This is a genomic window from Haliea sp. (genome assembly GCF_040221975.1).
Taxonomy (GTDB): Bacteria; Pseudomonadota; Gammaproteobacteria; order Pseudomonadales; family Halieaceae; genus Haliea.
The window spans coordinates 107,528-129,620 of the sequence record NZ_JAVJWR010000010.1 but is presented as its reverse complement, the minus strand read 5'-3'; the positions used below and the strand labels follow the sequence as shown (position 1 = coordinate 129,620).

The 22,093-nt window shown below is 65.1% G+C and carries 16 protein-coding genes and 1 tRNA gene; 13 read left to right on the top strand and 4 right to left on the bottom strand.

The genetic code is table 11. The features are described 5' to 3' along the window. Positions 1 to 699: 699 nt before the first annotated feature. Positions 700 to 786: transfer RNA gene (locus RLO07_RS03645), tRNA-Leu, on the bottom strand. Positions 787 to 918: 132 nt separating this feature from the next. Here RLO07_RS03645 and rnr point away from each other — a divergent pair. The 7 genes from rnr to dnaB all read left to right on the top strand — a co-directional run bounded on the left by rnr (position 919) and on the right by dnaB (position 7,982). Next, positions 919 to 3,342: a ribonuclease R gene (gene rnr, locus RLO07_RS03640; RefSeq protein WP_462290774.1), complete on the top strand. Its 2,424-nt coding sequence runs from the start codon at positions 919 to 921 to the stop codon at positions 3,340 to 3,342. 9 nt (positions 3,343 to 3,351) lie between these two features. Then, positions 3,352 to 4,122, top strand: coding sequence for a 23S rRNA (guanosine(2251)-2'-O)-methyltransferase RlmB (gene rlmB, locus RLO07_RS03635; RefSeq protein WP_462290773.1), 771 nt, complete (start codon positions 3,352 to 3,354; stop codon positions 4,120 to 4,122). Between the two features lie 136 nt (positions 4,123 to 4,258). After that, the gene (rpsF, locus tag RLO07_RS03630; RefSeq protein WP_462290772.1) at positions 4,259 to 4,693 is read left to right on the top strand and encodes a 30S ribosomal protein S6; all 435 of its coding nucleotides are present in this window, start codon (positions 4,259 to 4,261) and stop codon (positions 4,691 to 4,693) included. A gap of 48 nt (positions 4,694 to 4,741) precedes the next feature. Next, positions 4,742 to 4,969 (top strand): 30S ribosomal protein S18, encoded by a 228-nt coding sequence (gene rpsR / locus RLO07_RS03625; RefSeq protein WP_304706987.1) that lies wholly within the window; start codon positions 4,742 to 4,744, stop codon positions 4,967 to 4,969. Positions 4,970 to 5,026: 57 nt separating this feature from the next. Continuing rightward, positions 5,027 to 5,929, top strand: a complete 903-nt coding sequence (locus tag RLO07_RS03620; protein WP_462290771.1) for a hypothetical protein — start codon at positions 5,027 to 5,029, stop codon at positions 5,927 to 5,929. 47 nt (positions 5,930 to 5,976) lie between these two features. Beyond that, positions 5,977 to 6,426: a 50S ribosomal protein L9 gene (rplI, locus tag RLO07_RS03615; protein ID WP_462290770.1), complete on the top strand. Its 450-nt coding sequence runs from the start codon at positions 5,977 to 5,979 to the stop codon at positions 6,424 to 6,426. A gap of 137 nt (positions 6,427 to 6,563) precedes the next feature. After that, entirely contained in the window at positions 6,564 to 7,982 is a 1,419-nt protein-coding gene (gene dnaB / locus RLO07_RS03610; protein ID WP_462290769.1) for a replicative DNA helicase, read from the top strand. A gap of 104 nt (positions 7,983 to 8,086) precedes the next feature. Here dnaB and RLO07_RS03605 read toward each other — a convergent pair whose 3' ends face one another. Genes RLO07_RS03605 through RLO07_RS03595 form a run of 3 tightly spaced genes read right to left on the bottom strand, consistent with a single transcriptional unit; the run spans position 8,087 to position 11,495 of the window. Further along, a complete protein-coding gene (locus tag RLO07_RS03605; protein WP_462290768.1) occupies positions 8,087 to 9,766 on the bottom strand; it encodes an acyl-CoA dehydrogenase family protein in 1,680 nt (559 codons plus the stop codon). Positions 9,767 to 9,784: 18 nt separating this feature from the next. Further along, positions 9,785 to 10,453 carry a replication protein P gene (locus tag RLO07_RS03600; protein ID WP_462290767.1) on the bottom strand — a complete coding sequence of 223 codons (669 nt, stop codon included), beginning with the start codon at positions 10,451 to 10,453 and terminating at the stop codon, positions 9,785 to 9,787. Continuing rightward, positions 10,365 to 11,495: a DnaT-like ssDNA-binding domain-containing protein gene (locus RLO07_RS03595; protein ID WP_462290766.1), complete on the bottom strand. Its 1,131-nt coding sequence runs from the start codon at positions 11,493 to 11,495 to the stop codon at positions 10,365 to 10,367. The genes RLO07_RS03600 and RLO07_RS03595 overlap by 89 nt, the downstream gene beginning before the upstream one ends. 109 nt (positions 11,496 to 11,604) lie before the next feature. Between RLO07_RS03595 and radA the strand changes: the two genes are divergently transcribed. The 6 genes from radA (at position 11,605) to RLO07_RS03565 (ending at position 22,090) form a co-directional block, all read left to right on the top strand. Then, positions 11,605 to 12,993 carry a DNA repair protein RadA gene (gene radA / locus RLO07_RS03590; RefSeq protein ID WP_462290765.1) on the top strand — a complete coding sequence of 463 codons (1,389 nt, stop codon included), beginning with the start codon at positions 11,605 to 11,607 and terminating at the stop codon, positions 12,991 to 12,993. Positions 12,994 to 13,122: 129 nt separating this feature from the next. After that, the gene (locus RLO07_RS03585) at positions 13,123 to 15,609 is read left to right on the top strand and encodes a cyclic nucleotide-binding domain-containing protein (RefSeq protein WP_462290764.1); all 2,487 of its coding nucleotides are present in this window, start codon (positions 13,123 to 13,125) and stop codon (positions 15,607 to 15,609) included. A gap of 2 nt (positions 15,610 to 15,611) precedes the next feature. Then, entirely contained in the window at positions 15,612 to 16,505 is an 894-nt protein-coding gene (locus tag RLO07_RS03580; protein WP_462290763.1) for a hypothetical protein, read from the top strand. Positions 16,506 to 16,509: 4 nt separating this feature from the next. Further along, positions 16,510 to 18,222, top strand: a complete 1,713-nt coding sequence (locus RLO07_RS03575) for a cytochrome c3 family protein (protein ID WP_462290762.1) — start codon at positions 16,510 to 16,512, stop codon at positions 18,220 to 18,222. After that, positions 18,219 to 20,195: a heme-binding protein gene (locus RLO07_RS03570; protein WP_462290761.1), complete on the top strand. Its 1,977-nt coding sequence runs from the start codon at positions 18,219 to 18,221 to the stop codon at positions 20,193 to 20,195. Before RLO07_RS03575 ends, RLO07_RS03570 begins: the two co-directional genes overlap by 4 nt. 5 nt (positions 20,196 to 20,200) lie before the next feature. Next, complete coding sequence (locus tag RLO07_RS03565; protein ID WP_462290760.1) at positions 20,201 to 22,090, top strand: hypothetical protein; 1,890 nt, start codon at positions 20,201 to 20,203, stop codon at positions 22,088 to 22,090. Positions 22,091 to 22,093: the final 3 nt, after the last annotated feature.

The following is a 22,093-nucleotide window of genomic DNA, read 5'->3' as shown; positions in this document are numbered from 1 at the left end:
GATCACCTGGGGGAGATCCCTGTTGTGTATACACGCGTGGCCCCAGGGGGCCGAGTGACAATGATAGTGGTATGAGCACCTCCTTTGAGTTGAGCGACGACGGTCGCGATGTAGAGAATGGACTGCCGACCCTGAGGTCGGTGCGCCGAGTGCAGTCCTGAGCGCACTGGCCCGTTGTGACCGGATGGTCGAGGGCGGGCCCCCTCTTTGCCACTGATCCGCAGTGGCCACGGGTAATTCGTTCTACGGTGGGTATCCTAGGAACCCGTCACGCGCGCGTCCTGCCGAAAATCGGTCTGGGGACAGCGCGCTTTCTGGGCTCGGAGCCATCGTCACTACCCCGCTGCGCTCGCTAGTGACGATGGCGGGCCTGGCACCCGGGTGATCTCTAGGCCAATAATGCACAGGGTTGCGGCTGATGCAAGGGGAAACCCCGTCACTGTCGGTCGGGGTTTATCGCAAGATGGCAGGACCGTGCGACTTGGCGCGATGGAGTGCGACGCCTGCAATACAGGAAAGTCCTCCCGCTCTGGGCGGGGTTTATGGTGCCACTGGCACCACTTAGTCCGCCCAGGTCGGGCCGGGTTTTTTCTTGCTTGGCGGGAATCGTGAGGTAGCGTTTCTACCGCTCACATTTTGTGGGGTTTTATATTGGGATTTTTATGAATTAGCCGGGAAGGCTTGTAACTACTGAGGGGATGGTGCCCAGGAGAGGACTTGAACCTCCACGCCCTTTCGAGCACTAGCACCTGAAGCTAGCGTGTCTACCAATTTCACCACCTGGGCCTGCGGTTCAGAGCGTTGCCTGAGCCGAGGGCGCGCACTTTACTTTTCCCGGGCAGGTTTGTCAATCCTCGCGTATACTGTCGCCCAGTAAAAATTGATACAGTCGAAACGGACAAGGACACCCCTCTCAATATGACCAAAAAAGGCAAGATTGCCGACCCCCATGCCGAGCGCGAAGCTGCGCGCTATGACAACCCCATCCCCAGTCGCGAAGCGATTCTTGAGCTGCTGGCCGAGGCAGACAAGCCCCTCAGTCACCCCCAGATCGCCAAGCAGCTACTGCTCGACGACGAAGACTCGGTAGAAGCCTTGCGCAAACGCCTTCGGGCGATGGAGCGCGACGGCCAGCTGATGGTCAACCGCCGCGGTGCCTATGGCCTGGTGGACAAGATGAACCTGCTGCGCTGCCGGGTGCAGGGCCACCGTGACGGCTACGGCTTCGCCATCCCCCTGGAGCAGGGGGATGACCTCTACCTGAGCTCGCGGCAGATGCAGTTCGTTTTTGATGGCGATGAAGTGCTGGCCACTGTCATCGGCCTGGACCGGCGCGGGCGCCCGGAAGGCAGGGTGGTCGAAGTCCTGCACCGTGGTACCAACCGCATCGTCGGCCGCTATGAAGAGGAGAGCGGTATTGGCTTTGTGGTGCCGGACAACAGCCGCGTCAACCACCGCATCCTGATCCCGCCGAAACTCAAGGGCGGTGCCAGGTCGGGCCAGATCGTTACCGCCGAGATCACCGACTACCCCACGCGCAATCTGGGCGCCAAGGGCAGCATCGTCGAGGTACTGGGCGACCACCTGGACCCGGGCCTGGAAATCGATGTGGCGATTCGCTCCCACAACATCCCCCACGAGTGGCCGGAGGAAGTCCTGCGCGAGTCCGGCTCCCTGGAGGCGGAGCCGCTGGAAGAGGACAAGCAGTACCGCGCGGACCTGCGCAAGCTGGCGTTCGTTACCATTGACGGCGAGGATGCCCGCGACTTCGACGATGCCCTGTACTGCGAGAAGCGCCTGCGCGGCTGGCGCCTGTGGGTGGCGATCGCCGATGTCTCGCACTATGTGCAGCCGGGCTCGGCCCTGGACGAGGAAGCCGCCCTGCGCGGCAATTCGGTGTACTTCCCGGAGCAGGTGGTGCCGATGCTGCCCGAGGCCCTGTCCAACGGGCTCTGTTCGCTGAAGCCCGAGGTCGATCGCCTGGCCATGGTTTGCGAGATGGAACTCAGCGGCTCAGGCAAGCTGACCGGTTTCCGCTTTTTCGAGGCGGTGATTCACTCTCATGCCCGCCTGACCTATACCCAGGTCGGTGAGCTGCTGGAGCAGGGTAGCCATCCTGACATCAGCAAGAGCCTGGTCAAGGATCTGAAACGGCTGCACTCCCTGTACAAGGTGCTGCGCAGCGCCCGCGGTGATCGCGGCGCCATTGATTTCGAGACCACCGAGACCCGTATCCTGTTCAACGAGCAGCGCAAGATCGACGCCATCGTGCCGGTGGTGCGCAATGACGCCCACAAGATTGTCGAGGAGTGCATGCTCTGCGCCAACGTGGCCGCTGCCCGCTTCTATGAGGAGCACAAGCTGCCGGTGCTGTACCGGGTACACGAGGGCCCCACTCCCGAGAAGCTGGAGAACCTGCGCGCCTTTCTGGGCGAGCTGGGCCTGGACCTGCGCGGTGGCGACAAGCCGACTCCGGCCCACTACGGCAAGCTGCTGGATGAAGTGCAGTCCCGCGACGACGCCAATGTCATCCAGACCATGCTGCTGCGCTCCCTGCGCCAGGCGGTGTACCAGCCCGAGAACGAGGGCCACTTCGGCCTTCACTATCCGGCCTATGCCCACTTCACCTCGCCGATCCGGCGCTATGCGGACCTGCTGGTGCACCGGGGCATACGTCACATCATTCGTTCCAAGGTGCGCACCAAGACCGTGGTGCGCCAGCGTGGTGCGCCGCTGCTGTCGAAGGAGGATATTTTCCCCTACGACGAGCGCGACATGGTGGCGTACGGCATGCACTGCTCCATGTCCGAGCGGCGGGCGGACGATGCCACCCGCGATGTGGAGTCGTGGCTCAAGTGCGAGTTCCTGCAGGATCATGTGGGCGACGAGTTCGATGGCATCATTGCCGCGGTTACCAGCTTTGGCCTGTTTGTTGAGTTGCAGCCCATCTATATAGAAGGCCTGGTGCACATCAGCGCCCTGCCGGGCGACTACTACAGCTTCGATGCCTCGCACCAGCGCCTGGTTGGCGAACGCAGCGGCCGCAGCTATAAGCTGGGTGGCCGGGTGCGGGTGCAGGTTGCCCGGGTGGACCTGGATGACAAGAAGGTCGATCTGGAAATGATCGATTCGAAGCCGCCCGAGGGTGGCGCGTCCAGGAAGTCGCGCAAGCCGGCCGGGAAGAAGGCGGCGTCAGGGCGGTCCGGGCAGAGGAAGAAGTCCGATGCTCCGGCGAAGAAGTCCGGTGCGCCGAAGAAAAAGGCCCCGGCGGCCAGCAAGTCCGCGGCCGATCCGGAGCAGCCGGCCCCGGCCGCCAAGTCCCGCCGTCGCCGTCGCCGCTAGCCCCGCGGCGTGCAATACATCTACGGCATTCACGCGGTCGACGGCCTGTTGCGGCGCAATCCTGCGGCGGTGCGACAGTTGGCCCTGCAGCAGGGGCGTGCGGACAAGCGGATTGCCGCTCTTGAGGCCCTCGCCCGCAACCAGGGCGTGGCGGTGGTGCGCGAGCCGCGCAAAGTGCTGGATGAGCGGGTATCGGGTCGCCACCAGGGCGCCGTTGCCGCCGTTGTGGAGTCCGCCGCCGCGGGTCCCGCTGCCATGGGTGGCAACCTGCTGGATGAGGCCGACCTGTTGCGTCTGGTGGATGACAGTCCCGGGCCGGTCCTGCTGCTGGTGCTGGATGGCATCACCGACCCCCACAACCTCGGTGCCTGTCTGCGCAGTGCCGATGCCGCAGGAGTGCAGGCGGTCATCGTCCCCCGGGACAAGTCCGCGGACCTTGGTCCCACCGTCAGCAAGGTGGCCTGTGGCGCCGCCGAGGTTGTCCCCTTTGCCCGGGTCACCAATATCGCCCGCACCCTGGAGGCCCTCAAGGCCCGCGGCGTGTGGATATACGGCACCGCCGGCGAGGCGCAGGCCACGGTCTATGACAGTGACCTCACGGGCTCGGTCGCGCTGGTGATGGGTGCCGAAGGCGCCGGCCTGCGGCGTCTGACCCGCGAGCTCTGCGACCACCTGGTCAAGCTGCCCATGGCCGGTTCGGTCAGCAGCCTCAACGTTTCGGTGGCCACCGGGATCTGCCTGTTCGAGGCGCTGCGCCAGCGCCGCCAGCCGGGGCGCTAGCGTCTGCCCGGTAGCGCTTGCGGTGAGCCCGCAAACTCTATAGAATCCGCGGCCTGAATTTTGCCCGGCTGTTGCGACAGCCGATCCTCCTTGCTACACCACGCTGATGGGTAGCACTAACCCGTAAGGAGCCACGATGCGTCATTACGAAGTTGTATTCATGGTCCACCCGGACCAGTCCGAACAGGTGCCCGGCATGATCGAGCGCTACTCCAACACCATCCAGAAAGACGGCGGCTCCGTGCACCGTCTGGAAGACTGGGGGCGTCGCCAGCTGGCCTACCCCATCAACAAGATTCACAAGGCGCACTATATCCTGATGAATGTTGAAGCTTCCAACGAAGCGATGGAAGAACTGACCACCACCTTCCGTTACAACGACGCCGTACTGCGTAACCTGGTCATTCGCCGCGACGAAGCCGTCACCGATGAGTCATTCATCATGAAGGCCGAGAAGGAAAGCCGCGAGCGCAAGACCCGCTACGAGGAGCGCCAGTCGGCAGAAGCCGAGCGTACGCCCCGCGAAAGCAGCAGCAACGACAACGAAGGCGATGACGAGTCCGGCGAATAAGCCGCTCGCAGCCAGGTAACGATTATCAAGGTTCACAAGGAGTAGCCAATGGCACGTTTTTTCCGTCGCCGCAAGTTCTGTCGCTTCACTGCCGAAGGCACGAAGGAAATCGACTACAAGGATCTGGAAACGCTGAAGGCGTATATTTCAGAAACCGGCAAGATCGTACCCAGCCGGATCACCGGGACCAAGGCCAGGTACCAGCGTCAGCTGGGCACCGCCGTCAAGCGCGCGCGCTTCCTGGCCCTGCTGCCGTACTCGGACTCGCATCAGTAAACATTCCCGGTCGCAGGCCGCAGCCTCCGGTTGCGGCGTGACTCTGGGAGGCGCGTTTTGAAAGGCCTGGCCAATTTCATCATGCGCGGTCGCCTGCAGGCTCTGGTGGTGGCCGTTGCGGGTGCTGGCAGTCTGCTGTTCTGCTGGATCAGTGCCGCTGCCATCGCCCTGGTCACTCTGCGCCGCGGCGCGGGACAGGGCGGCTGGTTGTTGTTGTGGGCGGTGTTGCCGGCCGGGGCGCTGATGCTGGCCTTCGGCGACAGCGGGCCCCTGGCCCTGTTGCTGGGGACCGGTGCGCTGGCGCTGGTGCTCAGGTTGACCGTGAGCCTGCCGCTGGCAATTCTGGCCAGTGTGCCGGTAGGCCTGGTCACCGGGTGGGCCGTGGCGGTATTTGGCGGCCCGGTGCTGGAACAGATGCTGGTGTTTTTCGATCAGTTTCTGGGCAGCCTGGAGCAACAGATGGCGGCCGAGGGCGCGGCGGTGGTCACCCTGGCGCGGCCGACGGCGCTGCAGGTTGCGGGCATGCTGGGAGCCGCCAACGCGATCTTCAGCGTGCTCTGTTTGTTGCTGGCGCGCTGGTGGCAGGCGGCGCTGTACAACCCCGGCGGGTTTGGCAGCGAGTTTCGCGCCCTGTATTACCCGCCCGCAGTCAGCAGCCTGCTGGTGGTGGTGGCACTGGGTCTGGCCTTTCTCGGACTGGAATACCGGTCCTGGGCTGCGATCTGCCTGGTGCCCCTGACCGCAGCCGGCCTCGCGCTGCTGCACGCGCGGGTGGCAATACGCGGTCGGGGTACCGGATTGCTGGCCGGCTTTTACATTGCCTGGGTCCTGTTCGACCTGGCAAAGATTATGGTGGTGATCGCGGCTGTGGCCGACAGCTGGCTGGGATTTCGCCAGCGCTGGCAGGCCAGCACCGGGGGCAATGTCTCCCGGCGCGACGACAGCGATGACCGCGACTGACGATTTAAACCAAGCGGGAGGCGACTCCCCTGAAAGAGGAAATCAAGATGGAAGTCATATTGCTGGAAAACATCGGCAACCTGGGTGGCCTGGGAGACAAGGTGGACGTGAAAGCCGGCTATGGCCGCAACTTCCTGATCCCCCAGGGCAAGGCCGTGCCTGCAACCCGGGACAACATTGCCGAGTTTGAAACCCGTCGCGCCGAGCTGGAAGCGGCTGCGGCCGCGACCCTGGCTGCCGCCGAGAAGCGCGCCGAGGCCCTGAACGCCCTGCAGCCGATTTCCATCGGCGCCAATGCCGGCGAAGAGGGCAAGCTGTTCGGTTCAGTGGGTACCCGCGACATCGCCGAGGCCCTGACCGCGGCCGGCTGCGAAGTGGACAAATCCGAAGTGCGTCTTCCCGAGGGCCCCCTGCGCGAGCTGGGCGAGTTCGACGTGGATATCCAGGTGCACGGCGACGTGACCGCCACGGTCGTCATCGCCGTCGTCGCCGAGTAAACACCCCTGCCCGGGCCCTGGCCCGGGCGTCTCTCCGCTATACAGCGTACGCCAGGTTGAATAAATCTGGCGTGCCCTTTTCCATGCCCGGCAAAATCCGCTAACCTGTCCGGCCGCGACCGTCACAGCAGACCTGCATGCCTGATACCGACTACCCCGGCGTTATTTCCGAGCCCCCCTACGGCAGCGGGCGCGGTGCCAGTGACCGGGATATTGCCCACATCAAGATGCAACCGCACTCGATCGAGGCTGAACAGTCGGTCCTCGGCGGTCTGTTGCTGTCCGCGGATGGCTGGGATGCGGTGGCGGAGGCGGTCACCGCGGCGGATTTCTACCGGCCCGATCACCGCCTGATTTTCCGCCAGATTGCCAAGCTCGCCGAGGCAGCGCAGCCGGTCGATGTGATTACCGTGGCCGATCGCCTGACCGCCAATGGCGAACTGGATGCAGCCGGTGGCCTCGGCTATCTGGCGGAGCTTGCCAGCAACACTCCCAGCGCCTCCAATATCCGTGCCTACGCCCAGGTGGTCAGCGAGCGCGCCAGCTTACGCAAATTGATCGAGGCGGCGCAGGTCATCGCCGAGAGCGGCTTCAGCCCGGAAGGGCGCACCTCCGATGAGCTGATCGACGAGGCGGAGCGCCTCATCATGCAGATCTCCGAGCACGGGCCCAAGGCTGGTGGCCCGCGGGAAGTGAACCCCTTGCTACAGTCGGCCCTGAACCGGATCGAGGAACTGTTTCACTCGGGCGGCGACATCACCGGCCTCGACACCGGTTTTCTCGACCTCAACCGCATGACCTCAGGCCTGCAGCCCTCGGACCTGGTAATCGTTGCCGGCCGGCCGTCCATGGGCAAGACCAGCTTTGCCATGAACCTGGTGGAAAACGCGGTACTGGGGCAGGACAGGCCGATCCTGGTGTTCAGCATGGAGATGCCCGCGGAACAGCTCATCATCCGCATGCTGTCCTCGGTCGGCCGCATCGACCAGACCCGGATCCGCAACGGCAAGCTGGAGCAAGAAGACTGGCCCAAACTCAGCAGCGCTGTCTCCAAGCTCAAGGACCGACCGCTGTTCATCGACGACACCCCGGCGCTGACGCCTACGGAAGTGCGCAGCCGCGCCCGCCGCATTACCCGCGAGTACGGCCAGATCGGGATGATCATGGTGGACTACATCCAGCTGATGCAGATTGCCGGCTCCTCCGAGGGGCGTACCGCGGAGATCTCCGAGATCTCCCGTAGCCTCAAGGCCATCGCCAAGGAGTTCCAGTGCCCGATGGTGGCCCTGTCCCAGCTCAACCGCTCTCTGGAGCAGCGCCCGAACAAGCGCCCGGTCAATTCGGACCTGCGCGAGTCCGGGGCGATTGAGCAGGACGCCGATGTGATCATGTTCATCTACCGCGACGAGGTCTATAACGAGGATTCGCCGGACAAGGGGACGGCGGAAATCATCCTGGGCAAGCAGCGGAATGGGCCGATCGGGAGTTGTCGGCTGGCGTTCATCGGTCAGTTCACACGCTTCGAAAACCTCGCACGTGGTAACTACGACGACTGACACCCTTCCTTGCGGTTCCGATGTCTGCTTACTGGCGCGGATGTCCGCGGCCCCGGCGCCTCGTTGCTCCCGGCTCACCGCGCTGCTAGTAAAGAGCACGTTAGTCAGGCTTGTGGGGTCGTCCGCTCGATAATCGATGCGCAGTCCACGCCGCGGGGAAGGGCACCGTAGTTGTGGTGCCCGGAAGCTTCCAGCCGCGAGGCGCAGTAGGCATCGGCTACCGAGCCCGGAGAGTGTTGCAGGAGCAGGGCGGCCTGCAGGGAGGTGGCCAGGCGGTCGACGACGCTGCGGGCCCGGTATTCCATGTCGGAGGCGTCTTTGAGTTCGCGGGCCAGGGTGTCGAGTTGGCGATCCAGGGCGGTGTTGCAGCCACGGGCCTTGCCGGTCTCAAGGAAAAAGGCTTCTACGACTTGCGGTGACTTCTGCAGGGCGCGCAGGACGTCCAGGCACTGGACGTTGCCGCTGCCTTCCCAGATGGCGTTGACCGGGGCCTCACGGTAGAGGCGCGGCATCATGCTGTCTTCCATCACGCCGCTGCCGCCGATGCACTCCATGGCTTCATAGGCATGGTTGGGGCTTCGTTTGCAGATCCAGTACTTGCCCACGGCGACGCCGAGGCGCATGAGCAGGGCTTCCTGTTCGTCCTGGAGGTTGTCCAGTGCACGGGCCATGCGCATGCCGGTGACCAGCGCGGCCTCGCTCTCGATGGCGAGGTCGGCGAGTACGTTCTGCATCAGCGGCTGGCGGTTCAGTGCCGCGCCGAAGGCTTCGCGGATGCTGCAGTGGTGCAGGGCCTGGGAGACGGCCATGCGCATGCCGGCGGCGGAGCCGATCATGCAGTCGAAGCGGGTCAGGCTGACCATCTCGACGATGGTGCGCACGCCGCGGCCCTCCTCCCCCAGCAGCCAGCCCAGGGCGCCGCGCAGCTCGATCTCGCTGGAGGCATTGGAGGCATTGCTCAGCTTTTTCTTCAGGCGCAGCACCTGCAGCGGGTTCTTGCTGCCGTCCGGGCGCCAGCGCGGCACCAGGAAGCAGCTGGGCCCGGCCTCGGTCTGGGCCAGCACCAGGAAGGCGTCGCACATGGGGGCGGAGAGGAAGAACTTGTGCCCCACCAGTTCATACAGCTCGCCCGGGCCGCGCTGGCCCACGGGCCAGGCACGGGTGCTGTTGCTGCGCACATCCGAGCCGCCCTGCTTTTCGGTCATGCCCATGCCGATGGTGACGCTCTGCTTGTCCTGGTCCGGCACATTGCGCGGATCGTACTCACAGGCGGTGATCTTCGGCTCCCACAGCGCGGCGATGGCCGGCGTGGTGCGGATCGAGGGAATGCAGGCAAAGGTCATGGTGATGGGGCAGCCGTGGCCCGCCTCCACCTGGGTATGCAGGTAGGTATGGGCCGCACGGGCGACATGGGCCCCGGTGCGCGGGTTGGTCCAGGGCGAGGAATGCAGGCCATGGCTGAGAGCCGTGTCCATGAGCGTGTGGTAGGCCGGATGGTAGCTGACCAGGTCTATCCGGTTGCCAAAGCGGTCGTGGGTATCGAACTCGGGGTGGTAGCGGTTGGCGTCAAAGCCGAGTTGGAGGTAGTCGGCGGCGCCGACCCTGGCGCCGAAGGCCCGAAGATCAGCCTCTGCCCAGCCTGCGCCTTCGCGTTGCACCGCGTCGCGCAGGGCGCGGTCCTCGGTGAAGAGGTTGTAGTCCGCCAGTTCGCGGGAGACATTCTCCACCGCGTGGGTCTCGGCAAGGTAACCGGGGCGCTGGTCGTCGTGAAGGGGCGCGTTCATGAGCAAAAACTCCCATTATTACAAGTTGGCAGATTCCCGCAGTTTTTTCAGTGCCGCAAGCTGCTCCTCGGTGCTCAGGGGCTCGGGATGGTGCTGCTCCAGTGCCGGTTCTTCCGGGATGGCCAGGGTCTCCCCGCGCAGTACCCGGGTACAGTAGTCCTGGTAGTGCTGGCGAAATACAGGCCAGGTCAGACGCTCCGGATTGTTGGCGAGAAAGAACCAGTCGCTGTCGCGGCCGGCCAGGTAAACCGCCGGGTGACTCCAGTCCTGGGCCGAGCGCGGGCTGCGGGCGTCGCAGGCTTCCCGGTAGGCATCGTAGGGGGCGGGCAGTCCCAGCCCGGCAATGCCTTCCCGGCAGCACTCCAGCATCCGGTGCAGGGTTGGCAAGTACTCACTGTTTTCGATGGCGTGGCGGGCCCCGCGCAGTATTTGCTCCACCGGGTAGTCCGCCAGCGACTCCAGCCACAGCTTCTTGATCTGCTTGAGCTGCTCGGCGTCCGGGTAGGCAGCGTAGTACTGGTTGTGGTAATTCAGCCGGAACAGGGCAAAGACCTGGTTGATGGCCTCGACATGGGCTTCCGTGGCGGGACGGCGCTTTTCAGTCCGCCCAGGAGGTGTCGCTGAGGTCGTCGGCGAGGCTGCTATCCCGCGTGCGACCCGTTCGATGAGATCCTTGTCCTTGGTCATGGCTGTGCCCTGCCTGTTCGATGCGGTGCTGTTTGGCCCAGTGGAACTTCACGTGCTGCAGGAACTTGCTGTTCCAGGAGGTATGGGCCTGGTTGCTGTCGCGCCAGTAAATGATGAATTCCGGCAGCAGTCCCCGGGCGAAGTCCTCGTCTATGTGGGACAGGCGCAGGATATCGAAGACATCGGCGTCCGGCTGCCAGTCCTCGCTGATGCGCCGGGGCTCGGTGCTGTGGTTCATGCTGGAGGTGTACTTGGCCCACTGGATGCGGATGTGCTGGATGAATTTCGAGTTCAGTTCCTTTGGTGCCGTGCCCCGTTCCCGCCAGTAGAGGATGAACTCCGGGATTGCCTCGTCGATGAATTCCCGCTCGACGCCGCTGCGCAGCATGATTTCCAGCGCGTCCCGGCTGGGGCGCCAGTGATTGTCGAGCTCGGGGTTGTGCTCGATGCGAAAGGCCTCCGCTTCCAGCTGTTGCTGGCGGCGCCAGCTGCTGATCACGTGCTGGCGGTACTTGTTCTCCCAGGCGTGACTCGGTTCGCCGCGCTCGCGCCAGTAAAAGATGAAATCCTCCAGCTGGTCGAGAGCAAACTGCCGCGGTATGTTGTGATTCAGCGCCAGCAGCTGCAGCAGGTCCTCGCTGGGCGACCAGTTGGGCGGCAGCTGGCCGGCACCGCGGCGCGGTGGGGCCGGCGGAGGATCCAGGGGGTGGCGCTGCGGCTGCGGCTTGCGCAGGGGCTCGTTCAAGGCGAATACCAGCTCGCCGTGGCTGTGCAGGGGCGGTGATTGCAGCAGGATCACCCCCTTGTCGGCCAGGCTGCGGCTGATGCGGTGCAGGTCCGCCGGGCTCCAGAAGGGCAGCTGGCGGAGGAGGAAGTCGCGCTCCACGGCCAGCCAGGCAAAGCCGTCGCTGTGGCGGGGCTGGCGGTGGGCGAACAGGGCACCGAGCTGCTGCAGCAGGATGGCCTCCTCCAGCCCGATCGTCGCCGCCAGCCCGGGTGAAAACACCAGGGGCTGTTCGGGAACGATGGAGGCGTCAGACATGGGCAATCCGGTAGTGTTGAGCAAGCGCATGCACTAGGATACCGAGCTCACCCGGCAACCGATAGCCGGACGCCAGATATTTTCCCCGGGAACGGGAACAGGACAGGGCATGGCCAGAAGCAAAACCGCGTTCGTGTGCAATGACTGTGGCTCGGATTATGCCAAGTGGCAGGGCCAGTGCAATGACTGCGGGGCCTGGAACACCCTCTCGGAGGTGCGCCTGGGTCCCGCAACGGCCGGCGCCCGCAGCACCACAACCGCTCGCGCTGGTGGCAGCCGCGGTGGCTATACCGGTACCCTGGCGGAGGCGCGGCTGCTGGCCGATATCGATCTCAAGGATCTGCCGCGTTTCTCCAGCGGCGCCGAGGAGTTCGACCGGGTGCTGGGCGGCGGCCTGGTACCGGGCTCCACCATTCTCGTCGGGGGCAACCCCGGCGCCGGCAAGAGCACTCTGCTGCTGCAGACCATGTGCCACCTGGCCGCGGGCATGGAGGCGCTGTACATCACCGGCGAGGAATCCCTGCAGCAGGTGGCGATGCGCGCCCGGCGCCTGGGACTGGCCACGGACAAGCTACGGCTGATGGCGGAGACCAATGTCGAGGCCATCATCGCCGCGGCTGACAAGTACCGACCGCGGGTGCTGGTGGTGGATTCGATCCAGGTCGTGCACTCGGATGACCTCAACTCGGCACCGGGCAGCGTCTCCCAGGTGCGCGAGTGCGCTGCCTTCCTGACCCGCTTTGCCAAGCAGACCGGTACCGTCGTGTTCCTGGTGGGCCATGTCACCAAGGACGGCTCGCTGGCCGGGCCCAAGGTGCTGGAGCATATGATCGACTGCTCCATCCTGCTGGAGGGCGACCACGATTCCCGCTTCCGCACGCTGCGGGGGCAAAAAAATCGCTTTGGCGCGGTCAACGAGCTGGGGGTTTTCGCCATGACCGAGCAGGGTTTGCGCGAGGTGCGCAATCCCTCCGCCATCTTCCTGGATCGCAGCAGCGAGCCTGCGTCCGGCAGTGCGGTGATGGTGGTCTGGGAGGGTACCCGGCCGCTGCTGGTGGAGATCCAGGCGCTGGTCGACGAGAGTGCCCTGGGCAATCCACGGCGGGTCGCGGTGGGCCTGGAGCAGAACCGGCTGGCCATGCTGCTGGCGGTGCTGCACCGGCACGGCGGTTTGCAGGTCGGTGACCAGGATGTGTTCGCCAACGTGGTGGGCGGCGTCAAGGTGCTGGAGACCAGCGCCGACCTCGCCCTGCTGCTGGCCATCGTCTCCAGCTTTCGCGACCGGCAGTTGCCACGGGACATGGTGATCTTTGGTGAAGTGGGATTGTCCGGGGAAATCCGGCCGGTGCCCAGCGGCCAGGAGCGGCTGGCGGAGGCGGCCAAGCACGGTTTCCGACGCGCCATTGTGCCGCGCGCCAATGCACCCCGCGGGCAGATCAAGGGCATGCAGGTGCTCGCCGTGTCCAGGTTGGCGGAGGCCCTGGCCGCAGTGGAGTAAGCGTTCGCTGTTGCGAACCGGATCACAAGAAAAACTTGGGCAATCGGGGATTGCCCGGCTATAGTAAAAGGCAGCGAGCTCTGCGAAGTGTTGCAGGGTTGAATAATAAGCCAGTCAAGGAATTTGCTCTTGGGGGAGAGGTATCATATCGCCATTGTCGGCGCGGGGCCTGCGGGTCTCAGCGCTGCGGGCAGGGCGGCCGAGTACGACCTTGAAGCCGGCGCCGCCACGCCAGGCTATGTCTTGCTGGAAGGCTTTTCGGTTTTCGCCAAGACCATCCAGAAGTACCAGAAGGGCAAGCACGTCATGGACGAGCCGGGGTTTCTCGCCCTGCGCAGCCCGGTACCCTTCGTCGCCGGCAAGCGGGAAGAGATTCTGGGTGCCTGGCAGGACAGCATCGACAGCGGCCTGAACATCCGCTACGACAGCGAAGTCACGGGCATCAGCGGCAGCCGCGGCCAGTTCGTGCTCAAGCTGCAGTCCGGGGATGAAATCGAAGCCGAGCATGTGGTGCTGTCCATCGGCACCCAGGGCAACCCCCGCAGCCTCGGGGTGAAAGGTGACGGCGAGTCGGACTTCGTCCGCTACACCCTCGACGATCCCGAGGACTTCAAGAAAGAGACCATCGTCGTCGTCGGCGCCGGTGACGCCGCGATCGAAAACGCCATCGCCCTGTCCGACTACAACACCGTCCACATCATCAATCGGCGCAATGAGTTCAGCCGTGCCAAGGACGGCAACCTGAATGCGGTGCTGGCGGCAATCAACGACAAGAGCAGGCCCTTCCATTGCCACTATGAAGCCGGTGTCGCCGGCCTGGAATTGCCCAGCGGCCCGGGTGAGATGGGCGCCATTATCCTCAATACGCCCGCCGGGGAAGAGCGTCTGGCCTGCCACAGGATTATCGCCCGTCTCGGCACCATCCCCCCGCGCAGCTTCGTCGAATCCTGCGGCATCGAGATCAGCAGCCCCAACGCTGACGCGGTGCCGGATGTGGACCGCCACTACCAGAGCAACGTGCCCGGCCTCTACGTCATCGGCGCCCTGGGCGGGTACCCGCTGATCAAGCAGGCCATGAACCAGGGCTACGACGTCATCGAGTTCATTCACGGCAAGAACACCAAGCCCGCCGACTATCCGCTGTTGCAGGACCAGTTTTCGGGCCTGCCCTACGTCATGGATGCCGAGGATGTGCTGGAGCTGTACCAACAGCGCATCCCCATGTTCCGGCGCATGAATCCGCTGGCCTTCCGCGAGTTGATCATCGAGAGCCGGATCCTCGTGAGCCTGCCGCCTGCGGACATGGTCCATGCCGAGCAGAAGGGCGAGCGCTCCACGGTGTTTATTCCGGCGGGAGAGCCGGTCTATCGCAACGGCGAGTTCAGCACCACCTTCTACACCCTGGTGGAAGGGGAGGTGAAGCTGCAGCTGGAGCCGGACGGCCCCTGGCACACGCTCAAGCCGGGGCAGTTCTTTGGTGAGATGAGCCTGATCTCGGGCCGTCCGCGGCAGGGCGATGCGGTGGTCAGTGAAGACGCGATTTTGATCGAGACGCCGCGTCGGATCATGGTGAAGTTGATGAACTCCAATGAGGAGGTGCGCCAGGGCATCGATCGCATCTTTATCGTGCGCGCTCTGCAGGCCGCTTTCCGCCCGGACCTGCCGCTGGCGGAGTTGTCCGCCATTGCGGGCGAAGTAGAGGCCTGCCGCTTCAACGCCGGCCAGGCCCTGTTCTCCGAGGGCGAGGAAGGCGATTGCCTGCACCTGATCCGCAGCGGCACCGTGGTGCTCTCCCGGGGCAGCGCGAACATGGTGGTGGCCCAGCACCACTCCGGTGACCTGGTGGGGCAGATGGCGCTGATGGGTGCCCCCCTGCGCCGGGATACCGCCGTCGCCGCGGTGCGTACCGAAACCATCAAGGTCAGGCGCCCGCAGTTCCTGACCCTGGTCAACAGCCAGCCGGACCATGTCGCCACCCTGCAGGGGCGCTTGAGTTCGTTGCTGGAGAAGACCAACGCCATGGCCTCCCAGCCCGAGGCCGCCCGCTCCATCGGTTTTCTCATGGAGCAGGGCCTGGGGGAGGCGACCAATGCCCTGGTCATCGACGAGTCCCTCTGTGTGGGTTGCGACAACTGCGAGCGCGCCTGTGCCGAAACCCATAACGGCCTGTCGCGGCTGAACCGCGCCGCCGGGCCCTCATTCGCCAACCTGCATGTGCCGATATCCTGTCGTCATTGCGAGCTGCCGCACTGCATGAAGGACTGTCCGCCGGATGCGATTCGCCGTTCCGCCAACGGTGAGGTCTTCATCACCGACAGCTGCATCGGCTGCGGCAACTGCGAAACCAACTGCCCCTACGACGCGATCAAGCTGAGCTATGCCGCGCCGCCCAAGCCCGGGCTGCTGTCCTGGCTTCTGTTTGGCCGCGGCGCGGGTCCTGGCCAGCCGGAAACCTTTACCCCTGCCGCCGCCGACAAGGAGCGTGGCAAGAAAGCGGTGAAATGCGATGCCTGCATGGGCCAGGACGGGGGCCCGGCCTGTGTGCGGGCCTGCCCCACAGGTGCCGCCATGCGCCTGTCCCCGGAGCAGTTCGTCGCCCTGGTCGAGGCGCGTTGAGGATGCGTGAGAGTCTGCTTGGCTGGCAACAGTACCGCTACCTGAAATGGGGGCTGGCGCTGCTGTTGTTGAGTGTCGCCCTGTACCTGACCCAGGGCGGCAGCAACGCCGCGCAACCGGCCAATGGTGGCACCTGGCAGGGCTATGTGCTGGGGACCGTGGGTGCCCTGCTGATCGTCTGGCTGAGCCTGCTCGGCGTGCGCAAGCGCAGCTACAAATCCACCGCCGGGACGGTGCAGGGCTGGGCGTCCGCGCATGTGTATCTGGGCACGGTACTGCTGGTGGTCGCGACGCTGCACTGTGCGCTGCAGTTCGGCTTGAATGTCCACACTCTGGCCTACGTGTTGATGTGCCTGGTGGTCATCTCGGGCTTCTACGGCCTCTACGCCTATATGCACCTGCCCGGGCGGCTCGCTACCATCCAGTCCGGGAGCGGCCAGGACGGGCGTCTGGACGAGTTGGCGAAAATCGACGCCCGCATTCGCGACACTTCCCAGCGCTGTGATGCCAACCTGCAGTCGCTGGTGATCAGCGCCCTGGAATTGACCCGCGTCGGCGGCTCGGCCTGGCAGCAGCTGCTGGCCAGGGACCGGTCCCGGGTGACGGTGCCGGGCAGTGACACCCGGAAGGCCCAGGCCGTGGCCAACGCGGAGCAGGAGGTGGTGATCAGGCATCTGGCCGGACGCATCCCCGATGCCCGCAAGCAGTCCGAGGCGGAGGTGCTCAATGAGCTGCTGGGCCTGTTTGGCCGCCGCCAGGTGCTGTTGCACCAGCTGCGACGCGAGGTCCAGTTGCGAGGCCTGATGAAGATCTGGCTGTACTTTCATATTCCCTTGACGGTGGGGCTGCTGGTGGCACTGGTAGTCCACATCCTCACAGTCTTCATCTACTGGTAGCCCGATGTATTTCCTGGTTCGCAAACTGACCGGTCGCGCAAGCGGCGAAGCGCTGGAGACGGAATACCAGGGCGACAAGCTCACCCTGGGTGGCGAGCCCGGTGCCATGCTGCCCCTGCCGGGGGTCGGTGGCGATGTCACCATAGAGGCCAGCGGTGGTGGTGCCGGGCGTATCACGGCACGGCGCCCGGTGATCACAGTCGATGGTGTCGCCACCAGCAAGGCACCGCTGGCGGTGGGCGACACGTTCGAGTTGCCGGGCTATGCGCTGGAGGTCATCACCCCGCCCCAGGGATTTGATCTTGCCCTGCAGCTGCAAACCCGGGGCAAACCCGCCAGCACCTTCGCCGGTGATGTCAGTCTGGAACGCCACACATGGAGCATCCGCAAGACCAGTTGGCTGCTGGCGCTGGCTGTTCTCCTGCTGGGGCTGGTCGTACCCGCCGCGGGGCTGTGGCGCGGCGATGTCGCCGCTACCCTGCGCAGCACGCCGCTGCCGAGCGACAATCTCTGGTCCAGCGGTCCGCTGGTGTCGGCCCACCAGGCTTCGGGGGTTGCGCAGGAGTGCCAGGCCTGCCACCAGAAGCCCTTTGTCATGGTGCAGGACGGAGCCTGCATCGACTGCCACCGCGGCATGACCGAGCACGTCGATATCGCTGTCCACGATGCCCACGCCTTTACCGATGTTCGCTGTGCCTCCTGCCATCGCGAGCACAATGAGCCGGCCATGATCTCGCGCCGCGACCAGGGCCTGTGCGTGGACTGCCACGCCGGCCCGGGTGCCTGGGAAGTGGCGGGCAAGGCGCCCATGGAGGCGGTGACGGCCTTTACCGATGCCGGTCATCCCGCCTTCCGCCTGGCCCTGCTGGAACCGCAGGGTATCGGCGCGGCCCACGGCTGGGAGGTGCGCCGGGTGCGTCCGGGCGCCGAGCCACTGCAGGAAGCCTCCAATCTCAAGTTCACTCACGAGGTGCACCTGGATCCCGCCAAGGTGCAGCACGAGGGCACCGGCGCTGCCCTGGAGTGCGCCAGTTGCCACACCCTGAAGGATGACGGCGAGCACTTCGAACCGATTACCATGGACGCCCATTGCCGCAGTTGCCACGGGCTCAGCTTCGACATTTTCGAGCCCGAGCTGGAGCTGCCCCACGGCGATTTACGGGCGGCGATCGTCGCCATGGAAGCCCACTTCATCCGCGAATTCACCGACCCGGAGCTGCGCCGCCAGCGCGCCGCGGAGAAGCCGCGGCGGGTGCCCGGCAAGCGTGACTCCGCCGCCAGCTGCGAAGGTAGCGGCCTCGACTGTGGTCGCGCCGAGGCGCTCAAGGAAGCGGAATACCAGTTTGCCAATACCGGCTGCATTACCTGTCACGAGGTTTTGGAGACCGGGCTGGCCGACATCAATGACCGCTGGTTTGTGCAGCCCATTCGCCTCACCGGCGACTGGTATCCCCACGCCCGGTTTGATCATCACAGCCACCAGAGCCAGGCCGCGGACGACCCGGACCAGGTCTGCGAGACCTGTCACGAAGCCTCGACGTCGAACGCGGCGGAGGATATTCTCATGCCCAATCAGGACAATTGCCTTGCCTGTCACACCGACGACAAGGGCGCGGCAACTCTGGATTGCGTCAGCTGTCACGCCTTCCATCCGGACGGGGGCAGCCTGTCCCGACTGGTGCGCGATAGCGCGTTACTGCAGGGGGGAGCGCCATGATGCGACAGCTGATCTGTGTTTTTTCTGTCACCCTGATCGCCGCCTGCAGCGGCGGAGGCGGTGGTGGCAGCAGCGCGGGTAGTTCACCGGATCGCGCCCCCGACAACGCGCCCTGCGAAGGCCAGTGCGCCAGCGCCAGCAGCTTTCTTGCCGAGGATGAGGTGCGCCGGATACTGGCCCAGGGTGTACACCAGGCGGAGGCCCTCGGGGCCGCCGCCACCATCGCGGTGGTCGACCGGGTCGGCAACGTACTGGCGGTATACCGGATGGCAGGAGTGGATGCCGGCAATGATGTGGAGCTGGCAACCGACTTTCCGGTACAGATCACCGCCGGTCTGGAGGGGGTGGTGTTGCCGGTGGCGGTGGGTGGTGATGCCCTGGCGGCGATCGCCAAGGCGATCACCGGCGCCTATCTGTCCAGCGAGGGCAACGCCTTTACCACCCGCACGGCGAACCAGATCGTGCAGGAGCACTTCAATCCCGGCGAGCGCAACCAGCCGGGGGGGCCTCTGTTTGGCGTCCAGTTCAGCCAGCTGGCCTGCTCCGATTTCACCCGCGGCGGCGCAGCTCTCGGTGTCGGTCCGCGACGTTCGCCCCTGGGTCTGGCGGCGGACCCAGGTGGCTTTCCCCTGTACAAGGACGGCACACCCGTGGGCGGGGTCGGTGTAATCGCCGACGGCCGCTACAGCATCGACAAGAACCTGCTGGACAGCGATGTCGACCTGGACGAGCAAATTGCGCTGGCCGCCACCTTCGGCTTCATCGCACCGCCGGACCGGCGCGCCGAGCGCATTACGGTGGAAGGCAAGGTATTCCGCTTCAGTGATGTGGCTCTGGAGGAACTGCCGGTGGACCCGGCCCAGGCCCCCGGTTTCGCCGGTCTCGCCGGCGCGGGTGAATTGCTGGCGGTGAGGGGCTACAGCGATGGCCAGATACGGCGCGGCACGGCTTTTGGCCAGCCCGAGTCCGGTGTGCGCCCGGCCAGCGATTTTCCCGACCTGGATGCCTTCGTCTTTGTCGACGGCGACAACAACAACCGCTACCCGCCGCGAGCCGGCACCGATGCCGCGGAACTCGGCGAGCAGGCATTTACCGCGGAGGAAGTGCGCCAGCTCCTCAGCAGCGCGATTGGCATAGCCAACCGTGCCCGCGCCCAGATCCGCCGGCCGTTGGGAACCCCGGCACGGGTCACCGTGTCGGTGGTCGACAGCCGCGGCGCCATCCTCGGCATGCTGCGCACCCGCGACGGGCCGGTGTTCGGCGCCGATGTGTCCTTGCAGAAGGCCCGCACCGCGGTACTGTTCTCCTCCCGGGATGCGGCGGACTTCCTGCGCGGCATCACCAGCCCGGCCCAGTACCTGAACCCGGACCTGAGCCCCGGGGCGACGGTGAACATCGGCGACTATGTGGATGCCGCCCAGCTGTTTATCGGCCCCCAGGCACTTACCGACGGCACCGCCTTTGCCGACCGTTCCGGCGGCAACCTGTCGCGTCCGTTCTACCCGGACGGCATCATCGGCAATCCCCACGGTCCCTTCAGCAAGCCCTACGGCAGCGAGTGGAGCGTATTCTCCACCGGCCTGCAGCTGGACCTGTCCTTCAACAACATCATCGCCCACATCGCCTTTGTCGCGGGCCTGAGCGACACCGATGTCGGCGCCAATTGCGCCGAGTCGGCCCAGCCGCGGGTAGCCAATGGCATCCAGATTTTCCCCGGCAGCGTGCCGGTATACCGCGGGTCCACGCTCATCGGCGGCATCGGCGTGTCCGGGGACGGTATCGAGCAGGACGACATGATCTCCTTCCTCGGCGTACACGAGGCCGGGGAAGCCCTGGGCGGCAGCATCAACAACGCGCCGCCGGACATTCGCGCCGACCAGCTCACCCCTGGCGGAGTGCGCCTGCGCTACATCCAGTGCCCGCAGACGCCGTTCATCAACAGCGACGCACAGCAAGTATGTGCAGGGAAGTGAGCGCCATGGCCAACCATCCAGCACTGACCATGCCCGCTCTGGCGGGCTTCTCTGCCCTGGGCCTGGTCCTGTTGCTGGGTGCCGCGGCGTCCCCCGGCGTCGCCTGGGCCCAGGAGCGGGAGCCCGACCTGGTCTACTGCGATGACCTGGACCCCCGCGACCGCGCCCGCAGCACCCGGCGCCGCGCCGGTGGCTCCAACCGGGACTGTACCTACCGGGAAGTCACGGTCGATGAAGAGACCGGCGAGGTGCTTCGCGAAACGCCGGTGGCGGCGGCCCCGCGCACGGTACTGCCCCGCCGCTATTCCTCGATTCCGCGGCCCACCGCCGAACAGTATGTGGAGCTGGTGCCCATTCCCGACCGCTGGCGCATCGTCGACAGCCTTGGCTACGAAGACAACTGGTGGGACCCCTACAACCAGAACACGATCAAGGGCGACAAGCCCATCCACGATGACTGGTTCTTCAACGTGACCGCCATTTCCGATTCGGTGCTGGAACTGCGCGAGGTGCCAACCCCGGTCGGTGGCCAGAGCACCGGTGATCCGGGTTCCCTGGATGTGCTGGGAGCTACCGAGCAGCACCTGTTCAACCAGAACCTGGCCGTGGAACTGGTGTACTACAAGGGCGACACCGTGTTCCGCCCGCCGGACTGGGAATATCGCTTTACCCCGGTGTTCAACTACAACTACACCGAGCTCGATGAAATCCTCGGCGTGAATGCTGACCCCGGCGAGGGTCGCACCCGCAACGACAACCATGTCGGCATCCAGGCCGCGTTTGTCGACAAACACCTGCGGGACGTCTCGGACCGCTACGACTTCGACTCGATACGGGTCGGGATCCAGCCCTTCTCCAGCGACTTCCGCGGCTTCCTGTTCCAGGACGCGCCCTTCGGCGTGCGCCTGTTCGGCACCCGCGACAACAACCGGTTCCAGTACAACCTGGCCTGGTTCCGGCGCATGGAAAAGGATACCAACAGCGGCCTCAACGACGTCAGCGAGAGCCTGCGCGACGACGACGTGTTCGTTGCCAACCTGTACTGGCAGGACTTCCCGCGGCTGGGATTCTTCTCCCAGGCCAGCCTGATCTACAACCGCAACCGTGAAGACGAGGTGTTCTACGACACCAACGACTTCATCCAGCGCCCGGCGTCGATCGGCGAGGAGCGGCTGCGGGAATACGATGTTTACTACCTCGGCTACAACGGCGACGGCCACTTCGGCCGCGTGAACTTGACCACCTCATTCTATGTCGCCCTGGGCGAGGAGAAGGACGCGGTATTCAGCGGTCGTGAGTCGGATATCGAGGCCTTCTTCTTCGCCGCGGAACCGTCCATGGACTTCGACTGGATCCGCGCCCGGCTGTCCTTCCTCTATGCCAGTGGTGACGACGACCCCTTCGATGGCAAGAGCACCGGCTTCGACGCCATCTTCGAGAATCCGCAGTTCGCCGGCGCCGATACCAGCTACTACATCCGGCAGGGTCTGCCGCTGATCGGTGGCGGCCGGGTGGCCCTGTCCCAGCGCAACGGGGTCCTGAACTCCCTGCGCTCCTCCAAGGAGCACGGCCAGTCCAACTTCACCAACCCGGGGGTGCTCCTGCTCGGCGGCGGGGTGGATATGGACCTGCTGCCCGAGCTGCGCCTGTCCTTTAACGCCAACTACCTGGCCTTCGCGGAAACCGAGGTGCTGGAGGTGGCGCGGCAACAGGCCAATGTCGACAGCGAGATTGGCATTGACCTGTCCGCGGCGGTGATCTGGCGCCCGTTCATGAGCCAGAACGTGGTGGTGCGCCTGTCCTATGCCCAGCTGCTGTCCGGCCAGGGCTACCAGGACCTGTTTGGCGATGAAGACCCGTACTCCCTCTTGTGCAACGTAATACTGACATTCTGAGTG

What these genes read in the sequence shown, in the direction of transcription:
- RLO07_RS03565 (WP_462290760.1), top strand. Translation starts at nt 20,201, where the DNA reads ATGGCCAACCATCCAGCACTGACCATGCCCGCTCTGGCGGGCTTCTCT.
- RLO07_RS03605 (WP_462290768.1), bottom strand. Translation starts at nt 9,766, where the DNA reads ATGAACGCGCCCCTTCACGACGACCAGCGCCCCGGTTACCTTGCCGAG.
- rplI (WP_462290770.1), top strand. Translation starts at nt 5,977, where the DNA reads ATGGAAGTCATATTGCTGGAAAACATCGGCAACCTGGGTGGCCTGGGA.
- RLO07_RS03570 (WP_462290761.1), top strand. Translation starts at nt 18,219, where the DNA reads ATGATGCGACAGCTGATCTGTGTTTTTTCTGTCACCCTGATCGCCGCC.
- RLO07_RS03600 (WP_462290767.1), bottom strand. Translation starts at nt 10,453, where the DNA reads ATGACCAAGGACAAGGATCTCATCGAACGGGTCGCACGCGGGATAGCA.
- RLO07_RS03580 (WP_462290763.1), top strand. Translation starts at nt 15,612, where the DNA reads ATGCGTGAGAGTCTGCTTGGCTGGCAACAGTACCGCTACCTGAAATGG.
- rpsR (WP_304706987.1), top strand. Translation starts at nt 4,742, where the DNA reads ATGGCACGTTTTTTCCGTCGCCGCAAGTTCTGTCGCTTCACTGCCGAA.
- rnr (WP_462290774.1), top strand. Translation starts at nt 919, where the DNA reads ATGACCAAAAAAGGCAAGATTGCCGACCCCCATGCCGAGCGCGAAGCT.
- radA (WP_462290765.1), top strand. Translation starts at nt 11,605, where the DNA reads ATGGCCAGAAGCAAAACCGCGTTCGTGTGCAATGACTGTGGCTCGGAT.
- rpsF (WP_462290772.1), top strand. Translation starts at nt 4,259, where the DNA reads ATGCGTCATTACGAAGTTGTATTCATGGTCCACCCGGACCAGTCCGAA.
- RLO07_RS03575 (WP_462290762.1), top strand. Translation starts at nt 16,510, where the DNA reads ATGTATTTCCTGGTTCGCAAACTGACCGGTCGCGCAAGCGGCGAAGCG.
- dnaB (WP_462290769.1), top strand. Translation starts at nt 6,564, where the DNA reads ATGCCTGATACCGACTACCCCGGCGTTATTTCCGAGCCCCCCTACGGC.
- RLO07_RS03595 (WP_462290766.1), bottom strand. Translation starts at nt 11,495, where the DNA reads ATGTCTGACGCCTCCATCGTTCCCGAACAGCCCCTGGTGTTTTCACCC.